Source organism: Pseudoalteromonas holothuriae (genome assembly GCF_945859825.1).
GTDB classification, from domain to species: domain Bacteria; phylum Pseudomonadota; class Gammaproteobacteria; order Enterobacterales; family Alteromonadaceae; genus Pseudoalteromonas; species Pseudoalteromonas holothuriae.
Genome location: NZ_CAMAPC010000001.1, coordinates 20,865 through 43,608 on the forward strand (window position 1 = coordinate 20,865; position 22,744 = coordinate 43,608).

At 39.9% G+C, this 22,744-nt stretch carries 15 protein-coding genes; 7 read left to right on the top strand and 8 right to left on the bottom strand.

What is annotated here, in order from left to right; all coding sequences use genetic code 11:
- Window positions 1-143: 143 nt before the first annotated feature.
- The 3 genes from OCI93_RS00105 to OCI93_RS00115 are packed head-to-tail and all read right to left on the bottom strand — an operon-like array spanning window position 144 to window position 4,175.
- On the bottom strand, window positions 144-1,010 hold the full coding sequence (locus OCI93_RS00105) for a hypothetical protein (protein ID WP_261592563.1): 867 nt from the start codon (window positions 1,008-1,010) through the stop codon (window positions 144-146).
- Window positions 1,007-3,466, bottom strand: coding sequence for a fimbria/pilus outer membrane usher protein (locus OCI93_RS00110; RefSeq protein WP_261625512.1), 2,460 nt, complete (start codon window positions 3,464-3,466; stop codon window positions 1,007-1,009). Before OCI93_RS00110 ends, OCI93_RS00105 begins: the two co-directional genes overlap by 4 nt.
- A gap of 10 nt (window positions 3,467-3,476) precedes the next feature.
- Window positions 3,477-4,175, bottom strand: a complete 699-nt coding sequence (locus tag OCI93_RS00115) for a fimbrial biogenesis chaperone (RefSeq protein ID WP_261592561.1) — start codon at window positions 4,173-4,175, stop codon at window positions 3,477-3,479.
- A 228-nt stretch (window positions 4,176-4,403) separates the two neighbouring features.
- Between OCI93_RS00115 and OCI93_RS00120 the strand changes: the two genes are divergently transcribed.
- Entirely contained in the window at window positions 4,404-5,702 is a 1,299-nt protein-coding gene (locus tag OCI93_RS00120; RefSeq protein ID WP_261625513.1) for a hypothetical protein, read from the top strand.
- A gap of 50 nt (window positions 5,703-5,752) precedes the next feature.
- Here the strand turns inward: OCI93_RS00120 and OCI93_RS00125 are convergent, their stop codons facing one another.
- Complete coding sequence (locus tag OCI93_RS00125) at window positions 5,753-8,353, bottom strand: TonB-dependent receptor (RefSeq protein WP_261625514.1); 2,601 nt, start codon at window positions 8,351-8,353, stop codon at window positions 5,753-5,755.
- Between the two features lie 98 nt (window positions 8,354-8,451).
- On the opposite strand from OCI93_RS00125, the gene OCI93_RS00130 reads away from it, so the two are divergent.
- A complete protein-coding gene (locus tag OCI93_RS00130) occupies window positions 8,452-10,548 on the top strand; it encodes a winged helix-turn-helix domain-containing protein (protein ID WP_261625515.1) in 2,097 nt (698 codons plus the stop codon).
- On the opposite strand, the gene OCI93_RS00135 is transcribed toward OCI93_RS00130, so the two are convergent.
- The gene (locus OCI93_RS00135) at window positions 10,545-11,885 is read right to left on the bottom strand and encodes a TonB family protein (protein WP_261592557.1); all 1,341 of its coding nucleotides are present in this window, start codon (window positions 11,883-11,885) and stop codon (window positions 10,545-10,547) included. The two genes, OCI93_RS00130 and OCI93_RS00135, sit on opposite strands and share 4 nt — an antisense overlap.
- A gap of 327 nt (window positions 11,886-12,212) precedes the next feature.
- Window positions 12,213-14,783, bottom strand: a complete 2,571-nt coding sequence (locus OCI93_RS00140) for a TonB-dependent receptor (protein ID WP_261625516.1) — start codon at window positions 14,781-14,783, stop codon at window positions 12,213-12,215.
- Between the two features lie 625 nt (window positions 14,784-15,408).
- Between OCI93_RS00140 and OCI93_RS00145 the strand changes: the two genes are divergently transcribed.
- The 3 genes from OCI93_RS00145 (at window position 15,409) to OCI93_RS00155 (ending at window position 17,882) form a co-directional block, all read left to right on the top strand.
- The gene (locus OCI93_RS00145) at window positions 15,409-15,657 is read left to right on the top strand and encodes a hypothetical protein (protein WP_261625517.1); all 249 of its coding nucleotides are present in this window, start codon (window positions 15,409-15,411) and stop codon (window positions 15,655-15,657) included.
- A gap of 525 nt (window positions 15,658-16,182) precedes the next feature.
- The gene (locus OCI93_RS00150) at window positions 16,183-17,367 is read left to right on the top strand and encodes an alpha/beta hydrolase-fold protein (RefSeq protein ID WP_261625518.1); all 1,185 of its coding nucleotides are present in this window, start codon (window positions 16,183-16,185) and stop codon (window positions 17,365-17,367) included.
- Window positions 17,368-17,633: 266 nt separating this feature from the next.
- Entirely contained in the window at window positions 17,634-17,882 is a 249-nt protein-coding gene (locus OCI93_RS00155; protein WP_261592554.1) for a DUF3297 family protein, read from the top strand.
- Window positions 17,883-18,194: 312 nt separating this feature from the next.
- Here OCI93_RS00155 and OCI93_RS00160 read toward each other — a convergent pair whose 3' ends face one another.
- Window positions 18,195-19,067, bottom strand: coding sequence for a LysR family transcriptional regulator (locus tag OCI93_RS00160; protein ID WP_261625519.1), 873 nt, complete (start codon window positions 19,065-19,067; stop codon window positions 18,195-18,197).
- Between the two features lie 107 nt (window positions 19,068-19,174).
- Here OCI93_RS00160 and OCI93_RS00165 point away from each other — a divergent pair, with 107 nt between their 5' ends.
- Together OCI93_RS00165 and OCI93_RS00170 are read left to right on the top strand one after the other, a co-directional pair.
- The gene (locus tag OCI93_RS00165; RefSeq protein ID WP_261592552.1) at window positions 19,175-19,783 is read left to right on the top strand and encodes a LysE family translocator; all 609 of its coding nucleotides are present in this window, start codon (window positions 19,175-19,177) and stop codon (window positions 19,781-19,783) included.
- A gap of 244 nt (window positions 19,784-20,027) precedes the next feature.
- On the top strand, window positions 20,028-20,885 hold the full coding sequence (locus tag OCI93_RS00170; protein ID WP_261625520.1) for a DMT family transporter: 858 nt from the start codon (window positions 20,028-20,030) through the stop codon (window positions 20,883-20,885).
- 63 nt (window positions 20,886-20,948) lie between these two features.
- Here OCI93_RS00170 and OCI93_RS00175 read toward each other — a convergent pair whose 3' ends face one another.
- Window positions 20,949-22,445: a calcium-binding protein gene (locus OCI93_RS00175; RefSeq protein ID WP_261625521.1), complete on the bottom strand. Its 1,497-nt coding sequence runs from the start codon at window positions 22,443-22,445 to the stop codon at window positions 20,949-20,951.
- Between the last annotated feature and the right edge of the window lie 299 nt (window positions 22,446-22,744).

The following is a 22,744-nucleotide window of genomic DNA, read 5'->3' on the forward strand; positions in this document are numbered from 1 at the left end:
AATACAGCAAGTCGTTTTTATTTGTTTAAATGAGTTGGGTGTAATTACCCGTTTGCTGTAAATAAAAGCAAGTGGTGTGCCACTGTTTTGTTTTTAATTTTTATTTTTTACTGTATTTTGTTTTTTTGTTTTTTATTAATAAGTTATCTTGGGTAGACGGTAAGTGATAAATTATCTTGGTAATTGCCAGCAGGCATCATTTCGACGTTTCCTAACATAAACTCAAACCCATACCACTTATTTTTGACGCCTGAAAAAAAGTTATAACTTCGCATAAGTCGCTCTGAAGACGAAATTTTGACGTTATCGAAACGAATAGAGTAATCAATCAATGCCTGAGTGTCGGTTTCATGACGTAAGCCGTTGTATTCAGAATCAACGACAATGTCGTAAGAGCTATTACTGAGTATTTTTATTCCCCAATTAAAGCGCATATTGCTTTTTAGTTCTCCTAAATCAATTTGATAATGTCCGCTACTGCCAGATACTTTACCTTTACTTGAGTTATCTAATGAAATTGAAATTCTGGGTTCTGAGTAGTACGTCATGTCCAAAAATTGTTCATCAATCACCTTATTGTTGCGTACAATAGAGACTTTAATGCTTCCTATATAATCGCCAGCTGGAAACAAGCTGTAGTGTCTCAAGCGTAACCACATTTGTGTAGAACGGCTATTTAGTGGCGTCTTTCCTATGCCATTTCTAATTCTAATACGTTTAAATTGAGCATCCTGTAGTTTTGCATATTTGTAGTCTGTGGGGCCATCAAAGACAAAAGAGTAATAATCGACATCCTCAACCCAGATTTCATCAGCACAATTTAGTAAGTTTTCAGAAACTTGGACTTTTAATGGTAGATAGACTGAGACGCGCTTACTTTGTTCTTCAATTATTTCAGACGGGTTGAATGTGGCTAAAAAATTGCCATTACACGCGTTACGATTTGCTAATGCATCGGATGTTGACAGCCAATAACTCAAAAAAAGTAAAATAAAGACCTTTAACTTCACTTGCGTGTGCCTCCTTTTGATAGGGCTTGTTGTTTGAGTTCAATGGTACCGACTCTTATAAATCGTTTCTCTACATCTTTGACTGTAAAATATCCAGTAGTATTGCCCAGCTTAATGACGTAGTTGCCGGTGCTTACCCCTTCAATAACAAACCTGCCTGTGCGGTTAGTAAAAAATGCGCGCTTAAGTGGTGCTTCATTACTGGTTATGTCGTTTTGTTGTTTCATCACGTATCCACGTTGCATTGCAATAGGTATGCCTTGTTCATCTAATAAGGTACCTATGACTGTGTAAGATAGATCTGAACCGATTTGAATATGATGGCCAGTGTTGGCACCGCCGACCATGGTGTACATACCCGGTCCCCAGTCATAGCCTAATGGTGCATCAGGTACGTCTATATTAAATTGATAGCTGGTATAACTTGAGCCGATATCAATTAATGCGCCAATGCGTTCGTCTGGTTTAGTTTTGGCGCGACCAAAGCGGTCAGTATTTACTAACACATCAGTGTTTTTTAGGGTTTTATGTTTGGTCACCACCGCAAATGGTGTTGTGGTGGTTGCGCCTAAGCCAAGGTAGCCATCAGCCACTCCAACACTGGTAGATAAGTTAATACTGGCTCTGCCATCACTTTTTAATCTTGTGTGTGTATAGTTATTTGCATTAACATCGGCTCTAAAAAATGCCCCAGTGTAGCTGGCCTTCATTTGTTCTTGCCTAAAGTCACTGCCTTTTTCAGCGCGTAACTCATAGCCATAATCATTAATAAAGTTATTGTTAGTTTTGGTATAGCTGGTGGAAGCCGTTTTGCTACGGTTATTATATTGTGCCCTTGAACGCGTATTATTTTGGCTGTCGTAGTAATTCCAAGTGACATTCAAAATGAACTGGTTTTCACTGATTATGCGCAGGTCTTCACTTGCATTATGATTATATCCAACCCTTAAACGTATGCCTTCATAGCGTAAGTTAAACTCGCTTGATACATTTTTGGTAACTAGGTTGTCATTGTTTACTGCTCTGGAGGCATTAATGTTGAAATCGAGGTGGTCATTGATAATGTAACTATAATCTAAAAATGTGCGTTTGGTATTGCTAATAGTATTGAACTGTTGCCAAGGTGTGTTGGTAAAGTTTTTCCTAATTTCATAGCCTAAACGTAAATTGGGTGAGCCATAGTTTCCATGGCCAAATATACTGTGCTCTGTTTCTATTGAGTATGCATCTCCCGATGCTTGTGGTGCTTTGCTTTGCGAGTAGCGAAGCGATATATTTCCCAACAAGCTATTTAAAGTGGTTACAGAGCCCAATATGTGTCCAAGCGAATGCACGGCCCCATTAACACCCAGAGTGAGTTTATCTGTTACACCATATTCATAATTACCCGTTATTAGCATGTCATCATCATAACGATATCGACCATTATCGACAGCAGACAGATAACCAAATGCAAGTGAGTAGTCGCTTATTCCTTGTGCCAATAACCTTGAGTTGTAGTGAGTGGTAAAGTCGAATGTTTGTGTTTCACCATTGGCATAAGTTGCAATGATATGAATGTTATTGATGCCAGAAGTTAAAGGTAAATCACTTAAGTCGTAGCGCCCAGCTTTAAGCCTTATTCTTGAAATAAGAAATTCGTTGATAAATACTTCCAGTGTTGCTGGGCGTGGCAAAACAAATTGCTGACTATTTCCTGGGGTTGTTTTTCGCTGAGGCTGTAGCTGTGAGTAGGCTTTTTCAATTTTAAAGCCAGCAAGTTGAGTGCCTAAAAGGTGGCCTATGCTGCTTGTTTGGGTGTCACCTAGCGTCATTCTTAAAGGTTTGTCTGGCTGGTCATAAAAAAGTGCAATATCACCGCGAGAAAATTGGCTAGGTTGGCTATCACCGTTTTCCCAAAAGACTGAACTGCTAAAGTTGATACCGTCACCACCGCCAACGTTTGAGTTAATTAGCCACTCAAATTGAGAGTTATAACTTTGGTTATTATTACTGCGCTCATGAGCGAAATTAAAATTATTAAGTACAGCCCAATATGCTTCACCTTTTGGTAATTCAAAATGTTTTTGGCGAGCATATGACAGGTTATCTGTTGCCATCGCAGCTTCACTTAAAGACATATTAATAGTGAGATCTTGAGGCTGTAACGACAAAAAAATGCCTTGTACTTCAAACTCTTCAGGCGTTAATTCTTGTTGCGCTTTATTTGAGAGCCAAGTGAGTACTTTTTGACTTAAAATACCTTGTAGGTTTTTTTTGAATGAGGCCGCAGACACTGACTTTAATTCCAGCCCGTTAATGATGGCAGGAACTTGCCCCACTTCGGCATTATTTAGCCGAACCGGAAAGTCCATCGTATACACTCTCGAAAGTGAAGGCGTTGCCCACATAAAAAGAAGCATGAGCAATGCACACTTCAATTGAGTAGGCCAATTATCAAAGCCTATTTTTGTCATTATTAATATATTACTTTGGAGCAAGAAGATTAATGAGGGTTGCGCTTTTGGTCACTTTACCATTGAGTAGTGGCTGTAAATTAACAATCATCGAGTGCCCCGGCATGATAAAGCGCCCAGAGGTGACTGCTTGAAATTCAGTCCAGCTAACCTTCGTTTCTTGTTGATGGAAACGATATTCAAAGTGAGATAAGTCTAATACTCGCTCACCTTCATTCTCAATGGTTAAATTGCAATCAACAAGCTTGCTGCAATCTAAAGTTGCTTTTTGTTGGGCTTGAATACCGTTAGGGCTAACAAAGACTAAAGTTGCAAAATTGAAGACCATTTTTACCCCAGACTTTTCTTCTTCATTTGGTAATGGAAGTTGTTTAAACACAATGCGATATGAGTGTGTCTGCTTTAGCTCGGGCGAGCCAAGGTATTTTGCTCGGAAAACTTGATAGCCCCTTGCAGGTACTTCAATTTGCGGCGGTAAAACAATAAAGTCCTCTTCAGCGCTGACCAACACTTCTTTTTGGTCTTTATCAAAGGTGCGCTTAAATACTTCTATTTCTATAGGTAGGGCACTGTCACTTTGATTTTGTAGACGATATGTCACAACGGATTTTTTACCATGTGCTGCAAGGTCGACAATCATAGGTTGAACTTGATAGGCCATGACCGGGGCTGATAAACACCACAGTAGTAACAACAATTTACGCATCATGATTTTTTACTTAAAAACGTGACTTAATATTTTGCAATACGATACCTTTTGTATTTGCTAATACAAGCATAATTTATGAAGTTAAGATAAATACTGGCTAAACAAAGCCTTTTTGTTGTTCATATTGTATGTTTGGTAGGCAGGGTAATCATAAAAATTAGCAATAAGTATTCAAGTAAGTGAGTAGTCTGTCGATATTAATATTATGACATGTATAAGGATATCATCATGCAAATCAAAACTGATCAATACCTTGATTTAAGTGCTTTTACACGTAAATCCAGCGCTTTAATATCAAAAAATGAAGTACTAAGCCTCGATACAGCATTAAAAAACAAAGCGCAAACTGATATTGAAGATGATCTAAAGTTAATTCAATTTGCAACACGGGCGCACAAATACGCAATTATCAATTTATCTAACCCAAATGAAGCGCCAGAATATCGCTATGGTAATCTCACTGATGTTGATGATATAGAGGCATTTTTAAAACACCAAGATAGGCTTAGCAAGGATGATAGTGATACTTTGCGTGCCTATACGCCTTCAAAAGAGTATTTAACCCTGCTTGATAAAATGAATGATGAGACACTCAATAAATTTGTTGATGTGTTGTCACGCTCATTTGAATTGGGTGGAGCATTTAGTGATAAAGCGAAAGACAAAGCGCAAGAGCTTATCAGTGTGATGAGTAAAATGTCCGAAGATGAGATCAAAAGCTCAGTTGACACATTGCTAAAGTTATCAGAGCAAGAAGAGTCGGCACCGATTAGTTCAGCAAAGCTTCTTCTGCCAGCTCAGTCGATTAGTCATATTGAGTTTCATATATATTCCAAATCGGCAGACTTTCATCCGCTTTTTATGCAAGGAATTGAAAATAATAAACTAACTCACAAGTATGTTGATTTGCTTAGTAGCAATAAATATACACAGGGTGATATGCAAAATATTAATGGGCATTTGCAGCAAAGTAGCTTTTTGCAAAGTAAAGGCATTATTGATATGGCCCAAACGGTTAAGCGTAATGAGCAAGCCTCATTTATAGCTATGCTCAGTAATGCCCAAAAGCAAAGTGACAATAATGTGTTTGCATATATTAGCCAGCAACTCAATATTGATGAGCACACGAGTGCCTATGAAAGTTCACAAGGTGGCTATGTTTTATATACCGACAGTTTACCATCAGATTCTCAACGCAGTCGATTTTACAGTGAGCTATTACATGCGTATGAAAGTCGAGGAACTGCTTGGGTTGAAAATGTGATTGAGCATGTAAAAGAGCGACCCCCCCAAATGCAAAATACTATCTGGCAAGCTATAAATAAAGAAGTAGATGCAAAGCCCGAAATTTATAATTATGCAGATTCTATAGAGGTGTGGATGACATCGCGGTTAGGCTCTATTACTCACGAGTTTGAGCAAGATCAAATTAAGCAAATCAATCAAAGCGCTTATGAAGCGGATATCCCCAAAAATGTTGGCTTGCTTACTTGGGTAAAACAAACCTCATTGATTTTTGGAGGGTAAAATGTTTAAAGTAAGCCCAAATGTTTGATAAAAATATAAATTAGCTACCTTTAAAACTGATACCTTAAACCAGCGTAATAACGTCGACCATTAGCGTACACACCAGTTGGTGCATATGCGTTGCGATCATAAGTGTAAACATGTTCATTGGTTAAATTGATAAATTCAAACTGTGCATCGAGGTTATGGGTTAGTTTAATACTCAGGCTACCATCTAATTGACCATAGCTATCCATCATAGTTTCACCCACGCCTGTGGCAAATTGAGTTCGAAAGTTATAACTTAGGCGGGTACTTATTATATGATTTTCATAATAAGCCGTGAGATTGGTACTATGTTTTGATGTACCAGGTACATTATTTTTTAGCTTCAAATTGGTATGGTCACGCTCGCCATCTACAAAGGTATAATTAGCAATGATGCCAAAGCCATAAGCCAATGCTTGTTGGTAACTTAGCTCAGCACCTCTAATACTTCCTCCGGTGCCGTTATTTGGCCGGTCAATCGACATTATAATACCTTCGTGGCGCTCAAGTTTGCGTTCAAACTCGATAAAAGACTCAACATCTTTATTAAATATTGCGATAGAAGCAAGTCCTGCATCAGCAAAGTACCACTCGATACTGGCATCAAATTGCGCGGCACGATAAGGGTCTAAATTGGCATTACCGCCTTGCCCTTGGGCTTGTGTTACATTGTAATTGGTAGAGGGCATAAGGTGATGAAATTGTGCGCGAGACATCACTCTAGCCATAGCAAAGCGTGCGACTAAGTCATCATTAATATCAACTTTGAGATTGGCGCTGGGTAAAATGTCGGTATAGTTTCTGTTGTCTTGGTACCACATATAGCTATCTGGTGATTCGATAGGGGAAGCCACGCGTTTATATGCACCCGAATCTTGAAAGGTTTTTACCATACGAATACCAATATTAGCGTCGAAGTGCTCACCTGCTAATTGTAGTTGTCCATAACTTGCTAACGTTTGTTCTGCAATATTAAAACGACTTGCTTTTTCAACAACTTGTTCAAAATTAAGTGTATTGAAGTCTATTGCAAGTGCGTTGATATTGGCATAGCTATAATGCTTTAGCGTTTGTGAATTACCAATCCCCGTGAGGTAATCATCAACAAACTTCGCGGGATAACTGGCTAATGTGGTGCCAAGCTGGCCTGCGAGCCCATCTAGCCCGCCACCGATTGAGCGATGGCGTAAAAAGTCACGTTGGTGATCTTTCAATTTTATACCAAATTTAATGGCTGCTACTTTTTTATAATGAATGTCATAGGTAAAGTCTGCTTGTACAAAGTAGGCTTTATCTTTGCCTGTTTGGTTGTCATTTCTCGCTTCACTCAGCAGCCAGTTACTTCCCTTATGTACCGGAATGGCATATTTGGCAATTATATTTTTCGGTTGAGATGTATTCACCGAAAACTCGGTATTTGCTGAAAATTGTGCGGTGATATCTTCTTTCGTGCCACCTTCACCATGACTAAAGCCGACTTGCAGTTGGTTTGACCAGTAGATACCATCGTAAAGCAAGTCAAAATGTACACTTTTCGTACTGAGCTGAGAGTCTCGCCAGATGGCTTCCATGCTGGTGTTAAAGGGGGCCGCGGTGGATAAATATGTCGCACTCGTTACAGTGTTATCTATTGTTTCTAAATGAGTTACTGCGCCGCCTAAATCGATTGATTTAGCACTTTGCCATAAAAAGTTTTGGTTATTATTGTCGGCATCAAGGTGAGAGTAAAGTAAGTGACCATTAAGGCGTAGGCGCGGCGTAAGCTGTAAAGATGTATTGATAGTGAAAGCGTCAAGTGCGCGCTTTTGCTGAAAAACCGCTGAGCCACCACCGCCAGGGAACCACAGCATTTGATTATTACTTGATTCAGTTTGCGGTTGAGCAAACCAATGATCATTGCGGCCTTGATACAAAGTACGCTCATGCCAGCCCCATGATTCTAAGCCATCGCGTCTTAGGCTGCGGTTTCGGCTGGTCGCGGTGAATAAAATAGCATAATCACCACGGTCACTATGGTAGTTATAGATGGCGGACAATTGTGGGTCTACCTTATTGCTCAAATCATTGTATTGAAGCTGCGTTGTGACTACTGTGTAACCAGAGGGGGTGAGCAAGGGATCGCGTGTTTTTATATTGATAGCACCACCAAGTGATCCTTCATCTTGCGAAGCTTGAGGTGTTTTTACTACCTCTAAGCTTGACACAATTTCACTGGGTAACAGTGTAAAATTAAATCCTCTATTTGGTTGGCTTGAAATCCACCAATCAGCAGAGGCGAGATACTGCCCGTTCAAATACGTTCTATTTTGCTCAGGTGTTGTGCCCCTAACACCAATTCGTTCACCTTCACCTTGTGCCCGGGAGAGTGATACTCCCGTGAGTCGTTGCAAAGCTTCAGCTACATTTTTATCTGGAAATTTTCCGATGTCTTCAGAGCTTACCGTATCTGAAATTTGTTGATTGTGGCGTTTATTACTGAGAGACTTGACAACGCTGTCACTAAAGGCACGAATTTCTATGCGTTCAAGGGGGTTTTTAGGTGCTTGAATTTGCTCTGCTGCATAGCTTGAATTTACAATGATGATTATGCTGGAAGCAGTTGTAAGGGGAAGATTTTTTTTCATTGTGCTCAACTTAAAATACAAGCTAATTACCTTTGATTGATACCATAATACGCTTTTATTACAAGCCTAACCATAGTTATACAAAGTTTTAGTCGAGGATGGTTGATAACCTAAATAAACGTTTTTTAATCAATGAGATACTAGTCGACTTTGACAGTTTGTCGGTACAAGTTGGCGGCTCTAAAAGAAGCATCGAAGTGAAGCATGCCGAATTATTGCGCCTACTGATTATCAACAAAGGGCAGGTTGTTACGCGTGAAGTTATCCTCAACACTGTATGGCCGGGCACGATTGTTAGCGATAACTCAGTGAGCCAGTTGGTGGTTCAACTTAGAAAACTACTCGGTGATAATCCTTCCGATCCTAAAATAATAAAAACGGTGCCCCGTTTGGGCTATCAGTGTATTGCGCAGATAGAAAAAGCGCCGACGCTACTTGAGCAGATTGAAGAGATATCTCGCGGTCGCGGAGTTCAATTTGCTTTGATAGGGTTTACGGTTGGCTTACTTGTGAGTGTGTTCACTAAGTTCGCAGTTGAACTGTGGCAAAGTAAAACACAGCAAAGCTATTTATCTGCAACGAGAATTACTTCATCACCCGGTGCTGAAGTGTTTATTCGCTTTTCATCAGATGGCAAATACCTTGCCTACAGTTATCTTGCTGAAGGTGCTGATCAATTCGATTTAGCTGTGTACGACTTAGAAACAAAGATTACCCATACTATAAAAAGTAGCGGTTACAGTGAAGAGTCAGCGAGTTGGTCAAGTGATGGTAATTGGCTCATCTATTCTCGCTCCGATCCGTTTTCTTGCGAGGTACGTGCGTTAAATATTAAAGGCCCTGTTGAGACGTGGCGTTTGGCCAGAGACAATCTATTAGATAGTTGCAATAGCGCACAGGACTCTGCACCTTGGTTGGAGTATCAGGCGGGTCATTTTATTACTAAAGCATGGGATAAATACGGCGCATATTTGCAGTCGGTACATATTTCAATTGACGATGAACTTATGCGCGTAATAGGAAAAAAACCGTTACCCTTTCGTGATATTACTCATTATCAGGTAAAGCATCAAAGCTTACTATATCAGTCAAAAGAACAAGGAATATACTTTTCTGAATTGAATAACTTGAAGCAAACTGAAAATATGACAACCAGAGTTTCAAAGCAAGCTTATTCAGCTATCAGTCAGGGGCGAGCACTTGGCACGGTAGTTGTTGCAAAGCAAAATATTGAGTTATGGGAATCACATGATAAGCAAACATTATATTCAGGTTTTGGTACGATATCAGAATTAGATGTGAATGCAGTGGCATCTGTTTCAGCTCATACGGAGGGGGTTGCTGAAGTTAATTTTTATCAGCTTGAAATAAACGAATCAGTTGTGAGCGCGCAAAAACAGTTAACCTCTCCTGCTCGGATGGATTTAATCGCTACGCTATCACAAGATGGGGCAAGCTTTATTTATGCATCAGTGGGGGCCGAAAATAGAAATGCCCAGCAATTTGAGCTGTGGCACAAACATGCATTTATGCCAACTTCCAGTCTTCTTGGTACTTTACCCTTAGGTGAAGTACCGGCTTTGTTACTGTTGTCACCTAGTGGTGATTATTTGGCTGTAATGTCAAAATCGAACAAGGTGTTTTTAGTGAGTGCATTTACCAAAGAAGTAAAAAAAATCATCGATAATTTTGCTCAAATCGCAAACTTACATTGGTCTAAAGATGGAAAGGTTTTAAATTACCAAGCCAAACTGTCGCAAATGCAATCATGGCAGCGTTGGCAGTTTAATTTATCGCAAGGTCGCTCCGAACAATATATGCAAAGTGTTGTTGAGCGTGAACTTGTATTAGCTGAGCGTAATCTTAGCTTTACTGATTACCAAGCCCAAGTTCGTGACTACTTAGTAAACAAATTAGATAGCCAATTTGATGTTGAGCAGTTGCGTGTATCACTCTCATTATATCAACCTGCCGTGTATCGAGATGGCGTTTATTTTGTCCTAAAAAGGGGTCATCAACTCATACTTTATCGTTACTTAACACATGAAAGTAAACTCGAATTAATTCAACCTATTGGATTACACTTGTATTCAGGTATTTCAGAGCTACAAGTTTTATCAAGTTATGATGGCACTAAAGTGATATTCAATCGAATTAACAATTATGAGAGTGATATTGTGTTGTTGCAGTATTAGTTATGCTTATGATTTAACTCTTTTAAAAATTGGGTGATGGCGTGTGTGTTCCAACGCCTTTGCTGAGCTTCTTGTAGAGATTGTAGTGCGAACTCTTTAGCCTGAGGTGATGACTTTGCCAGCTTTGCAGCGAGTAATAATAGGTGTGGATGAGTGCTGTCTAAGTTTAAGCCTTTGTCGAGCCACTTTCTTGCTTGTATAAGATCTTTGGAAATTTCAAGATGGGTGCTCACTAACTTCAAAATAGAACGAAGGTGGCCTTGTGAGCTTGCTTGCTCAAGTAGCTCAATGGCTTGAGCTAGTTTAGTGTCATGAGGCTCTTTTTGTAGCAAAATGCTAGCAAGGCGATATTTGGCAACATCCATTGAGTTTGCTGCATGCTCTAGCCAAAGCGTTCCCAACTTATGGGAGTGTGAGTTTAACAAGACATTGGCAATACGATACTGTGCTAAATCTAACCCATTTTTGGCCGCAGCAACATATAAGTCATCCGCTGGGTTTTCTGAACGCCAGTGAGAGCGCAATAACTGATAAGCATTGAAGTCTTTCATGCTCAGCCAGTTGGCAATGTAATATTGTACTTGAGCAACGCCTTGCTCTGCGGCATCAATATTTTGTCTCAGCTGCGCTTCGTAGGTCTTTTTTTGGATTGCGAATGTTGCTTGATATTGCTCTCCTTTGTAAGTTGTGAAGTGATAAATTAAGGTGTGGCTATTTTTCGCTCCACTATAACGCCATTTCTCTACTGCATTGAGTAAGCTGGCGGTAAAAATGTGTTTTGGGTAGCTATCGACAATATCGATATTGGTTACTTTACCACTGGCATCAACATCAAACTCTAACCATACCCATCCTTCAACGCCTTGTCGCATTGCTTCTTTAGGGTATTCGGGTAATACGTTGTGAGTTTTAGTAATGTTAGTATCATCTTGAGCTGTATTTAGGAGTGATGGCGTAGCCCCCAAACGATAAGTTGAGTTTAAACGTACTTTTTGCGATTTTAAAAACGTTTTTAAGCTGTTAGGGGTGCTTGACTGTTGTAATACGAGTTGTGCGGTTTGCGATGCTTCTGAGATACCAAAGTCTTTAGCCAACGAAAACCAAGCAAAGGCATCAGCTTGGCTTTTATCTACACCTTGACCGTACAAGTACATAACGCCAAGATTATACATGGCATCGGCGTTGCCAAGTTTTGCAAGGCGGGTAAACTCATCAAATGCTGATTGGTAGTTTGTATTTTGATAGGCAAGCGTCGCGTTATAAAGATCAGCTTTGGCAAGCCAGCTACACCCCAACAAAAAATAAATAATTAGCCAAGTAATGAGGTTGTTGAACATTTTAATGGTTACTCATCTTTTGACTTATACCTATTTTAAACATATTGCGTTTGGACTGATTATCTAACCACAATATAACGCAAATATAAATAATACTAATTGTATTAAATAAGTGAGCAGATATTGCGATAGATAAATGACTTCATGTTTTAAAAAGTTGGTATAATAAAAGCTGATAGCAAATGCTATCAGCTTTTGATGCTCCGGGCAGGGAGCATATTAAGTCGACCTGTGTTAGCACGAAAACGACTCAATTATTTACAACAAAGCATACGCTTTATCGAAGTTCTACAGTGACATACTATGATGTGTGAACTTTTTTTGATGCTAAAAGTTAAATCGAATGCCTGCACTAAATCGTCTTCCATCGGCATATACCCCGGTTAGCGCTTGCTTGCCCCCTTCTTTTTGATAGCTGAATGTATGTTGATCAGTTAAGTTGATGGCTTCAACAATCAATGCAATATTTTCGTTGTAGTTGTACGTAATATTCGCATCTACTTGAGCATAGTCATCAATGTAGCCAGGCCAATCACGGCCAGTATTATAGCCTGTTCTAAAGTTGTATGAGATGCGGGCACTGATGAATTCGTTTTCATAGTATGAGCTTAGGTTAACGGTATGCTCAGAGTTACCAGGAATTTTAATATCCTTACCTTCATTGTCTTTTGCTTCACCGTCTACATAGGTGTAATTGGCAGCGACACCAAAGCCTGCGTATAATTCTTGCTGGTAGCCAAGCTCTATACCTTGAATTCTACCTGCCTTACCATTAATGGGGCGACTGATCAGTACTTCTGTATTTTCGTGTACTTCAAGTGCGGGTTTGCTTTCAATAAACGACTGAATATCTTTGTAGAAAAGCACCGCAGAAAATAAACCAGCCTCATTAAAGTACCATTCAATGCCAGTATCAAATTGAGTGGCACGATAAGGGTCAATCTCAGCATTACCCCCAGTGCCTGTTTGTGTTTCTAAGTTGTATGATGTAGAGGCGGTCATATCGGCATAATCTGGGCGAGACATTACACGGGCTGCAGAAAAGCGCATAAGTAAGTCATCATCTAAATCAATAGCGAGGTTCAAGCTAGGTAGAATGTCAAAGTAATCTTTTTCTTGTGTGGTCCATACTTCTGAGCCAGACTTGCCAGCGTAAGCTGAAGACGTCTGTTTAGTATTCACTAACCTAACACCTAAATTACCACGCAGTCCATCAGCATCTAGATTAGCTTTGATATAAGCAGCGGTAATTTTTTCATTGATATCAAAGGTACTGGCCTTTAGTACGCGATAGTTCCACCCCAATGCATCGCCTTGTTGACGAATTTTGTCTGCATCGGTAAGCGCATAGCTGCGCGTGGTTCCATCTGAGCCTAATCCTGATAAATAATCTGCAGGCATTGCTTTGGAGAAATCGGCTAAGCGCCAATTAAGATCGGTGCGGTTATCTGTTGTGTGCTTGGTATTAAAACGACTATGATCTCGATATTTTACCCCCATTTTTAATTGACTAAAAATGGCGACGTCGATAGGGCGTGTAAAGTCGGCTTGAAAATAATGTTCATCATCTTTGGCATCATTGCTGTCATATCGCAAGAAGCCTAAATTCCACTTTTCCCCATCATTGGGGTTGGCGGCATAGCTGGTGCGAATATCTTCGATTTGTGAGGCATCAAAGCTATGCACATAGTTACCCTCCCAGCCTACTGAGCGATCAGCCTGTGAGCCTCCAGAACCCTCGGTGTAACCAATGTGGTATGCAGACTCCCAAAGTTCGCCTTGATGTTCAACTTTTAAATCGTATGACTTAGTTTTTAGTTCAGAGTTGCGAACTTTAGTTTCATCTAAAATATTGTTGCCATCTGGTGATAAACCCAGCGTACCACCGACAGCCATTTTTCCCACAACACTGTGATCAATCAAAGTAATATCGGTATATTGCGAACCACCATGGCCCGGTAACCATAGAAAGTTTTGATTTTCATTGTCGGCTTCAAGGGTTGAATCTAGTGCATTAAATGCGATATCTAAATCGTCGCTAGGGCGATATTGTAGTGCGAGGTTAGCCCCTGTGCGAACACGCTGTTGGGAGAACATCGCAGATCCGCCGCCACCAGGGCTATAAACATTTTCTACCACTGAGCCATCAGCTAAGGTAATGTCACGATAGGTCCAAGACCAAGCTTCAATACCATCACGACGTAAGTTGCGCTCTTGGCGAACAACTGAAATAAGTGCGCCAAAAGATTCATCTTCGGTTTTAAAATTATACATGGCAGACAATTGTGGATCTGTTTCGCCTGATACTTCACTATGTTGAGCAATAATGGAGCCCGAAATTTTATTTGCTTCTAAATCAAGAGGTTTTCGAGTGCGAACGATGACGGTACCACCAATTGAGCCTTCATCAATATCTGCTTCAGGTGATTTATAAACTTCTAACCCAGATATGATCTCTGAGGGTAACATCGTATAGTTAAAGCCACGACTCGCTGCAGAGTTGGTCCACCAGTCAGCAGAGCCAACTGCTTGGCCATTAAGCAAAGTTCTGTTTTGACTTTCACCGGTGCCGCGAATACTCACGCGCTCGCCTTCACCAAAACTACGGGTGATGGATACACCCGTTATACGTTGCAGCGATTCAGCGACGTTTTGATCTGGGAACTTACCGATATCTTCCGCTGTAACAGCATCGACAATAGCGTCTGAGTATCTTTTAGTATTGAGAGATTTAACGACACTTCCACGAATTCCTCTGACTTGAATGACTTCTACGTCACTATTAGTATTTGCTTGATTGGCATCATTAGCTAATGAGACTCCCGGTACCAGTAAGACTGAACCCAGCAAAGATTGGCTGATAATAACGGCCAGTTTTTTTTTCTTATTGTGAAGCATAACGTCCCCTTAAGTGCTTAATAACATTAATGTGGTTAACCACGTATTCAGTTAAACATTAGGGGTGTTGTTAAATCTTGAATCGAAATGAATTGTTGTGATTTGTATTTTTTTAAATCTATTTTTTATTTATGTATTTGAAAATTAAGAGAAGAAAATTTAAATTTAGACGATAAAGAAAGAATAAATTAAGTTTACTTAAAAATGCAGATGTATATATTTAGTTAAATTCACAACTATGCATAAGAATACGGGAACTTTTAACGGCATGAGGCTCCATAAATACTTTTTGGTAAGCAGTAACGCTTTTTGATAATGATTAGTCTGAAGCCGTTTTAGCAAAGAGTGGTTAAAAAAAGCCTGTGATAGCGTTTGGTATTAACCGTAATATATGAGTAATGCCGATAGTTTAAGAGATCCGACTTTCGCTATGAAGACCGCAGCCTGTTTTTTAGGCTCTGCTGTTTTACTAATTAGTATCATCGTTAAAACTATTTTGTCATTCTGAACTTGCTTCAGAATCTCATCACCTTAAATGAGTGGCATTTGCTATATGAGAGATTTAATCGTCTAATTCTAACTGGTATCCTAAGCGTTGTAAGTTATTAACAGATGAGGCAGTACAATGATCAACGATAACAATGTAATTGATACACTTGAAGAGTTAGAGACATTTCTAAACGCAGTAGATAAAGGCGGCTTAGGTCTGGAAAATGCGGTAGGTGTAGCATTGGCTACCAACAACAGTAATGGCCGTCCATTCGTTGCCGTGTTAGATGATAATCATCAGTTGTTATTAGGTCGCTGGGTGACGCAAGATGTTTTTGATAATGGCAAAGAACTCGTTCGTAATGGGATACCAAAATCTCATTAGTGAGTATGAAAAACCAAAGTATAGCCATACCTTTAAAAGTAATAGTGTTAAAGTGCGCTTTAATTTGATTGTGGTTCTGTTGTGGTTCTGTTGTGGTTGTTGCGCTGTGCACAATTAAAAACAAAAGTAGCCTACAGAGGTAAGTACTAACGCTACACCAATCAACAGTGGAGTATTAAGTGTGAGATTAAACCTAGGTTTTTGAGTGATAGCGAGCCAAACATCAATTAGATTAGTGTGATTACCAAGGGAAACTGACATTTTTCATTACAGAGCGTCACCAAATGGGACGGTCAGTTCAGGCCAGTAGCAGCCGTTGAGGCTGAATAATTTAAATGGCCGCTGTGTTCGTATTGCGGTCGTCGACCAATTTAGATTTTGATGAAGTGACAGAGCGATAAAGAGATATTTTTTCAATGATGATAGTTTCTGACTAAATGAGGGTGAACTCCTCAGTTGAAAATGCTTTGTAAATATGTGAGTATCATTAAGATTCAATATGATAAGTATATAAGGTAACTAAAAATGAAAGGATTCAGAGGACATGTGATTTTTTGGATTTTATGTGTATTTATACCTTCCATAGTATATGCGCAGGGTTCGCAGACATTAGAGTCCTACGAGCTTCATACCGAGACAATAAACTCTAAAGTTCTCAATGAAGAGCGCACCGTCGTCATTCAATTACCTAAAAGCTACTCAAGTAACCCAAGCAAAAAATATCCTATAATATATCGACTGGATGGTGCCGGTAATTTAGCGCAGATGAACGCAGTTCTTGAAAGCTTACAATCTCAACGTGCCGCTCCAGAAGTGATTATTGTAGCAATTGAAAATACAGACCGTTTACGCGACTTTTACCCAACTGTAAATCAGGACCCAAGAGGCCCAGTAGGGTTAGGCGGCGGTGGTGCTAAATTCCTTAAATTTATTACCTCTGAACTTATGCCACTGGTTGAGAAAGAGTATCGCGTTCATGATTATAGAGTAATAGCTGGGGCGTCTGCTGGAGGTGTATTTTCACTATTTGCACTACAAAAACGACCAGATCTTTTCAATGCAGTACTGGCCTACAGTCCAGCAGTATGGTGGGCAGAAGGTGCCACAGGTAATTCGACTGTCGAGTTTTTAAAGAAAAATCAGCAACTCAATCAATTTATATATACAGCCATTGGGAATGAGCAGGCACCTATGCGATCTTATTACGATGGAATGATTGCTGGCATTATGGCGCATAAACCTAAAGGTGTTCGTTGGGTAAATGACTCATTTAAGGATGTACCACATAACTTAGTCAGCACAGCGGCGCGCTTTAGGGCTTTCCACAATCTGTTTCACTCTGAATACATGCAAGTCCATGACTATACTGGAGAGTTAGCTTCCATTGACAAATACTATGCCCGAGTGTCACAGCAGCATGGCGAAGAGATAAAAGCCCCTGAATGGGTAATTCGAGAGCTGGGTTATCATTTTGTTAGTCAAAAAGATTACGAACAAGCGATAAAAGTCTTCCAATATAATGTCGAAAAATATCCTGATTCATCCGATGCTCATAATGGTTTAGCTTATGGCTATGAAGAGTCTGGCAAATGGCAAAAAGCGCTGACAAGTGTGAATGCAGCCTTAGAACTTGCATCAAAAGACAACGATGGGTACCAAGTGTATATGAATAGAAGAGCAAGACTATTAAAACGACTTAATGAGAGTTGAGTACGAGGGTTTTTATAGATATTTTCTTAGATAAGCGAGTACTTCGGGAGTAGTGCATAGCAAATTGGTTATTGCTGAGTGAGTTGCCACTCTAACTGACTAAAAAATGATGTTTATAGGCAACAGGTAAAATCTATTCGTTGCCTAAACTCATAAATAATTCTGAGTTACTGGATTTATATTACTTGCTTTTACACATGGGCTATTGAGCGTGTTTAGAGTATTACTTACAATAGTGCATCTTTTATTTATTACAGAATATGATTATGAATGACACAACAGCAAAACCTGAGATCCCTGATCAACTCTCAATTAATCCACGCAGCCGCTATTACAATGAAGAAGTATTAAAACATGACATTGGTGTGAGCATTAACGGTAAAGAACGTAATGATGTCGAAGAATACTGTATCAGTGAAGGTTGGATTAAAGTTGCATCGGCAAAAGCGCTAGACCGTCGCGGCCAACCTCTATTGATTAAAACAAAAGGTACGGTTGAAGTATTTTATCGTTAACAATACGAATCGGGCAGGTTTGCGCCTGCCTGATTATTAAATAATCTCAGGTTTGGGTAAGAGTTTTGAAATAGGGCATTCTTTGTAATTAACATTTTGTGCAATCTAATGATGATATTTTGTTCAACATCAAGGCGCTTTGGTACAGTAATAACTGGCTATTATAAGTGAGAATTACGCAGAGAGTGAGCAAAATAGCTCTATTAGGCAAATCCGCTTATCCGAAACTGAAGTTAAATAAATACGTTACTCTTTTGTTTATACTCAACCGCATTTTAGTCGCTATTTGCAGTGGGTAGCTAAACAGTCATGCTATTCATTTATATACGAAAGTAGTATTTTTACTAACCCTTGCTGGGGGACATTGTTTGGCCATACTGCATAAAGAGGAATATCTTCTACCTTCCACTCAGGAAATAAGTGTACCAGCGAATGACTCGCAATGAGTTCTGCTACTAGGTAATCGGGTGGCGTTGCTACCCCTACACCTTGCTCACACATTTCAACCATGGCGCAAATACTATTGACAGAGATGTTGCTTTTATATTCTATTTTATAGTGCTCTCCTTGGTTATTTTTGAGCATGCGAGCGTTTGATAGCATGGCTAAGCTTATCCAGTTCCAGTGTGCAATGTCGCTTATAGCTATTGGTTTAGGCTGAGACTTAAAGAAAGCGCTAGAGCATACTATTAGCCGTTTTATCTCACCGATACGTTTTGACTTTAGATTACTATCAGCCATGGTTCCTGCTCTGATAGCTAAGTCTACGCCCTCTTCAATTAAGTTACTGCGTTCATCTTTGTATTCTAAATTCAACGACAGCATAGGGTGATGCTTACTAAATTGCGCAAGCTTTTGGGTGAGTGGCGCTTTGATCAATGCAGTGGGGAGGGTGATTGTTAATTCGCCGCGCAGTTGTTCTTTATTATTTGTCACTGTGTCTAGACCTGACTGAGCTGCCTCAAGCATCATAAGAGCGTGTTGGTATAATGCTTTACCATCGCTAGTTAATGATAAGCTTCTAGTTGAGCGGTAAAGTAAAGCAACATGAAGTTTTTTTTCCAAATTACTTACTTGATAGCTAACCACTGAGGGTGACAAACCGAGTGAGCGAGCAGCCCTTCTAAAAGAGCCTTTTTTTACGGTCTCGGCAAAAATGGCCAACGCTCTTAATTCGTCAATCATAGTTAAGATAGTTAAATATTTTAGAACAGTGAATTAAAGTTGTACTGCCTAGTCATAGAAGTGTCCAGCTGCCTACAATACGATACACATTTTGTAGGAGTATATGTATGTCGATTATGGTAGCAATGAGCTTATTTGCCCTTTCTATGTCTATTTCACCAGGGCCTGTGAACTTAATTACCCTAACCACTGGCACTAATTTGGGGATAAAAAAAACGATGCCATTTGTATCTGGTGCAACAGTTGGATTCACGTTGTTGCTCTACTTACTAGGCTTGAGTTATGTTCAGTTAGCAGGTGAATATAACCAAATAATCAATGTATTAAGTTTACTTGGTAATGGTTATGTTTTTTATATGGGATATAAACTACTAACGAGTAAGGGTAAAGTTGGAATTACTCCGTCGACACAACCCAGTTTTATACATGGCTTTTTATTACAATGGTTAAACCCCAAAGCTTGGGGGGCATGTATTGTTGGCATTACTGCGTTTAATTTGTCTGAGTCTCACTATCAATTGACCGTGTTTGTCGCGATTTATTTTATGGTTTGTTATTTATCTATCACGGCATGGGCGCTATTTGGTGTCAAAATAAATGAGCTAATACATACGCCTCAACACCTTAAAACGTTTAATACCTTGATGGGTGGATGTTTGGTGGTAATTGCACTTTATTTGGGTATTAATATGCTCTTAAAAGCGTTTGATTTATAAGCACTGTATACTCAGGCTGGCTTAAAAAGCTGCGATTATAATGTTTAGCGCTTTGGGGAGGTTTTCCTTGTTCTCTCAAATATTAACTCAGCTAATTTCTACTTATTGCTCTGTTTAGCTTCTATGGTAGGTGTTATTTGTTAGAGAGTTGCAGTGGGTTATAACATACATAGTGGAGTCAAGGTAACATGGTAACTGAACTCCTGATTATGTACCATAGCGCTTTTACCTATGAACTGACGTTATGCTTTATCTTATTGCTGTCACACTGTTGTGGGCTTTTTCTTTTAGCTTAATAGGGGTCTACTTAGCAGGCCAAGTGGATGCATGGTTTAGTGCTTTTATACGCATAGCACTCGCTACCTGTGTGTTTTTGCCTTTTTTGAAATTAACCGTTATGCCAAAATTATTAGCCGTTAAGCTGATGCTAATTGGTGCTGTGCAACTGGGTATAATGTATGGCTTTTATTACCACGCGTTTTTATTTTTGAGTGTGCCCGAAGTATTACTCTTTACGGTGATGACACCTTTATATATCACGTTATTAAATGACTTATTAGAAAGGCGCTTTAATCTTAAATTTTTAGTTGTGGCAGTTATTGCCATTCTTGGTGCTGTTGCAATTCGTTATCAAGGTATTGATGGAAGCTTTGTATTGGGCTTAATGCTAGTGCAAGGAGCTAACCTGTGCTTTGCCATGGGTCAAGTAAGTTACAAGCGACTTATGCACACCAGCGCCGTGGAGCAGCAAAGCGTGTTTGGTTGGTTTTTTATAGGCGCTTTGATGGTATCCGCGACGTGTTTTGCTGTGTTTGGAGATAGTTCGCGCCTACCTTCAAACTCAATCCAGTGGGGAGTTTTAATATATCTTGGGCTGGTAGCGTCAGGTTTGGGTTACTTTGCCTGGAACAAAGGCGCAACGCAAGTCGATGTCGGTACATTAGCGGTGATGAATAATATGCTGATCCCAGCGGGGATTGTGGTTAATATTTTGATTTGGAACCGAGATGCAGATATTACCCGATTGGCATTAGGCGGCGGAATCATGATGATAGCGCTGTGGTTAAATCAACGTCTAAAAGTACGCAGCGTCCCTAGCTGATGTGATAGATGTTAAAGGGTCGAAAAAGCCCGCACATGTTTTTTTTGCGGGCTCAGTACTTAATTAGCTACAGGTTATTGTCTGACCAGACTTGTTGTAACAGGTACTTTCTTGCTGAACAATATGCCTACATTTGTAGGCAAAATTATTTTCCATACAATTTACATAGGTTCCGTAGATGCCAGAGCCTATGTAATAGTCAACTCGCCATTCATGGTAAGAGTATGGCGTGACAGACTGGTTGCTTAACCAACGAGTAAACACAGCGCTTGATACTAGGTTGTAAAGTGCCCAAGGGCGATAGCTGAAACTGCGCCAGCCTTTGTCATAGCCACTGTATGAGCCAGACATCTCGACCACTGTATTGGCTGCGTCGTAGTAAGGGTTATCGTAGTTGCTTTTTTTATCTACTTTTGACAATAAGCCTTGATAGTCTTTCACCCAAGTTGTGCTTTCGCAACTGTCTAAAAAAAACATACCTTTATCTTTGCCTTTACCACATGTTCCCTCAGGTGCGGAATCAGCGGTCCAAATATAATCGCCATTTTTACCGCCATGTATCTTGGCATCATGTTGTGTTGTTGAGGTAATGATCACGTCATTACCTTTACCGCCTTCTTGGTTTGAGTCTTCACCATACACAAACATGAGGTCATCACCATCATTACCCCATGCTTTATGCCATCTTGTATTGCTAACATTGCCGTTACCACTTTCAAGTAGAGCGTCAGCACCATCGCCACCATGTAGTCTGTCTTCTCGACCACCATTACCTGTAAGGTAGTCATTACCAGCATCACCATACAGTTGATCGTTGCCTTCGTCTCCACTGAGTACGTCGTGACCGTTGCCGCCGTATAGTTTATCGTTACCGTCTTTGTTGCTGTTACATGCACCTTGTTCGTAAATATAGCCATTGCCTGCATTTGATAGTCTACACCCGCCACCTAGGTAGTCATTATCATTGCCACCATATAGTGTGTCAGCGCCTTGGCCACCCATTAGCAAATCGCCGCCGTTTTCGCCGTACAGCACATCATTGTTATAATCACCAAATAATTTATCGTGACCGTCACCACCTTTTAGCTGATCATTACCGTAACCACCATTGATCACATCGTTGTCAGCTTCACCAGATAGTATGTCATTGCCGCTGCTACCCGATAGAGTGTCATTACCTGCACCACCATAGAGCGTGTCATTCTTACTGCCAGAGGTAATAGTATCGTTACCGTTATTACCATATACAACTTGAGTTAGGGCTACGTTGCTGCCATCAAAGTTGTCATGTCCGCTGCCTAATGTGGCTCGGATACTGTTTAATTGGCTCAGATAAAAAGTGTCGCAACTTGTGCTGCTACCAACTTTTCGTTTCACTGTAAGTACATCACTAGAGCTTGTTAGTGTAAAAGTCTCGCTAGCGCTTGAACCTGAAATGATTAAAGTAGTGCCTTGAACATAAGCAGACGCACCATTGGCGATACCATTACATGCGGCGAATGCGTAATTTGTAATACCCAAAGATAAGGCTAAACATATTGAGTTTAATTTAAATGCCATTGTTTGATCCTAGATAGTGTTTTTATTGAAGTTTGGAGAAAAATTGCCGAAATCAAAGACTACATCACAATATTGAAAGCATTATGGAGGAATAAAAAACAAACAAATTCAATGTGGTAGAAGTTTATTAAACGAACTTGATTGGGTTGTAGGAATTGATGCTGACTGAATTAAGGCACTACTGGTTATTCATGACTATTAAATAAGCAAAATCTGTAAATCACCTAATGGTAATTTGTTCCACTAATATTTGCGATGCTTTATAAAAGGCCCTCAAATAAGTTCTGGGTGACGGTTGG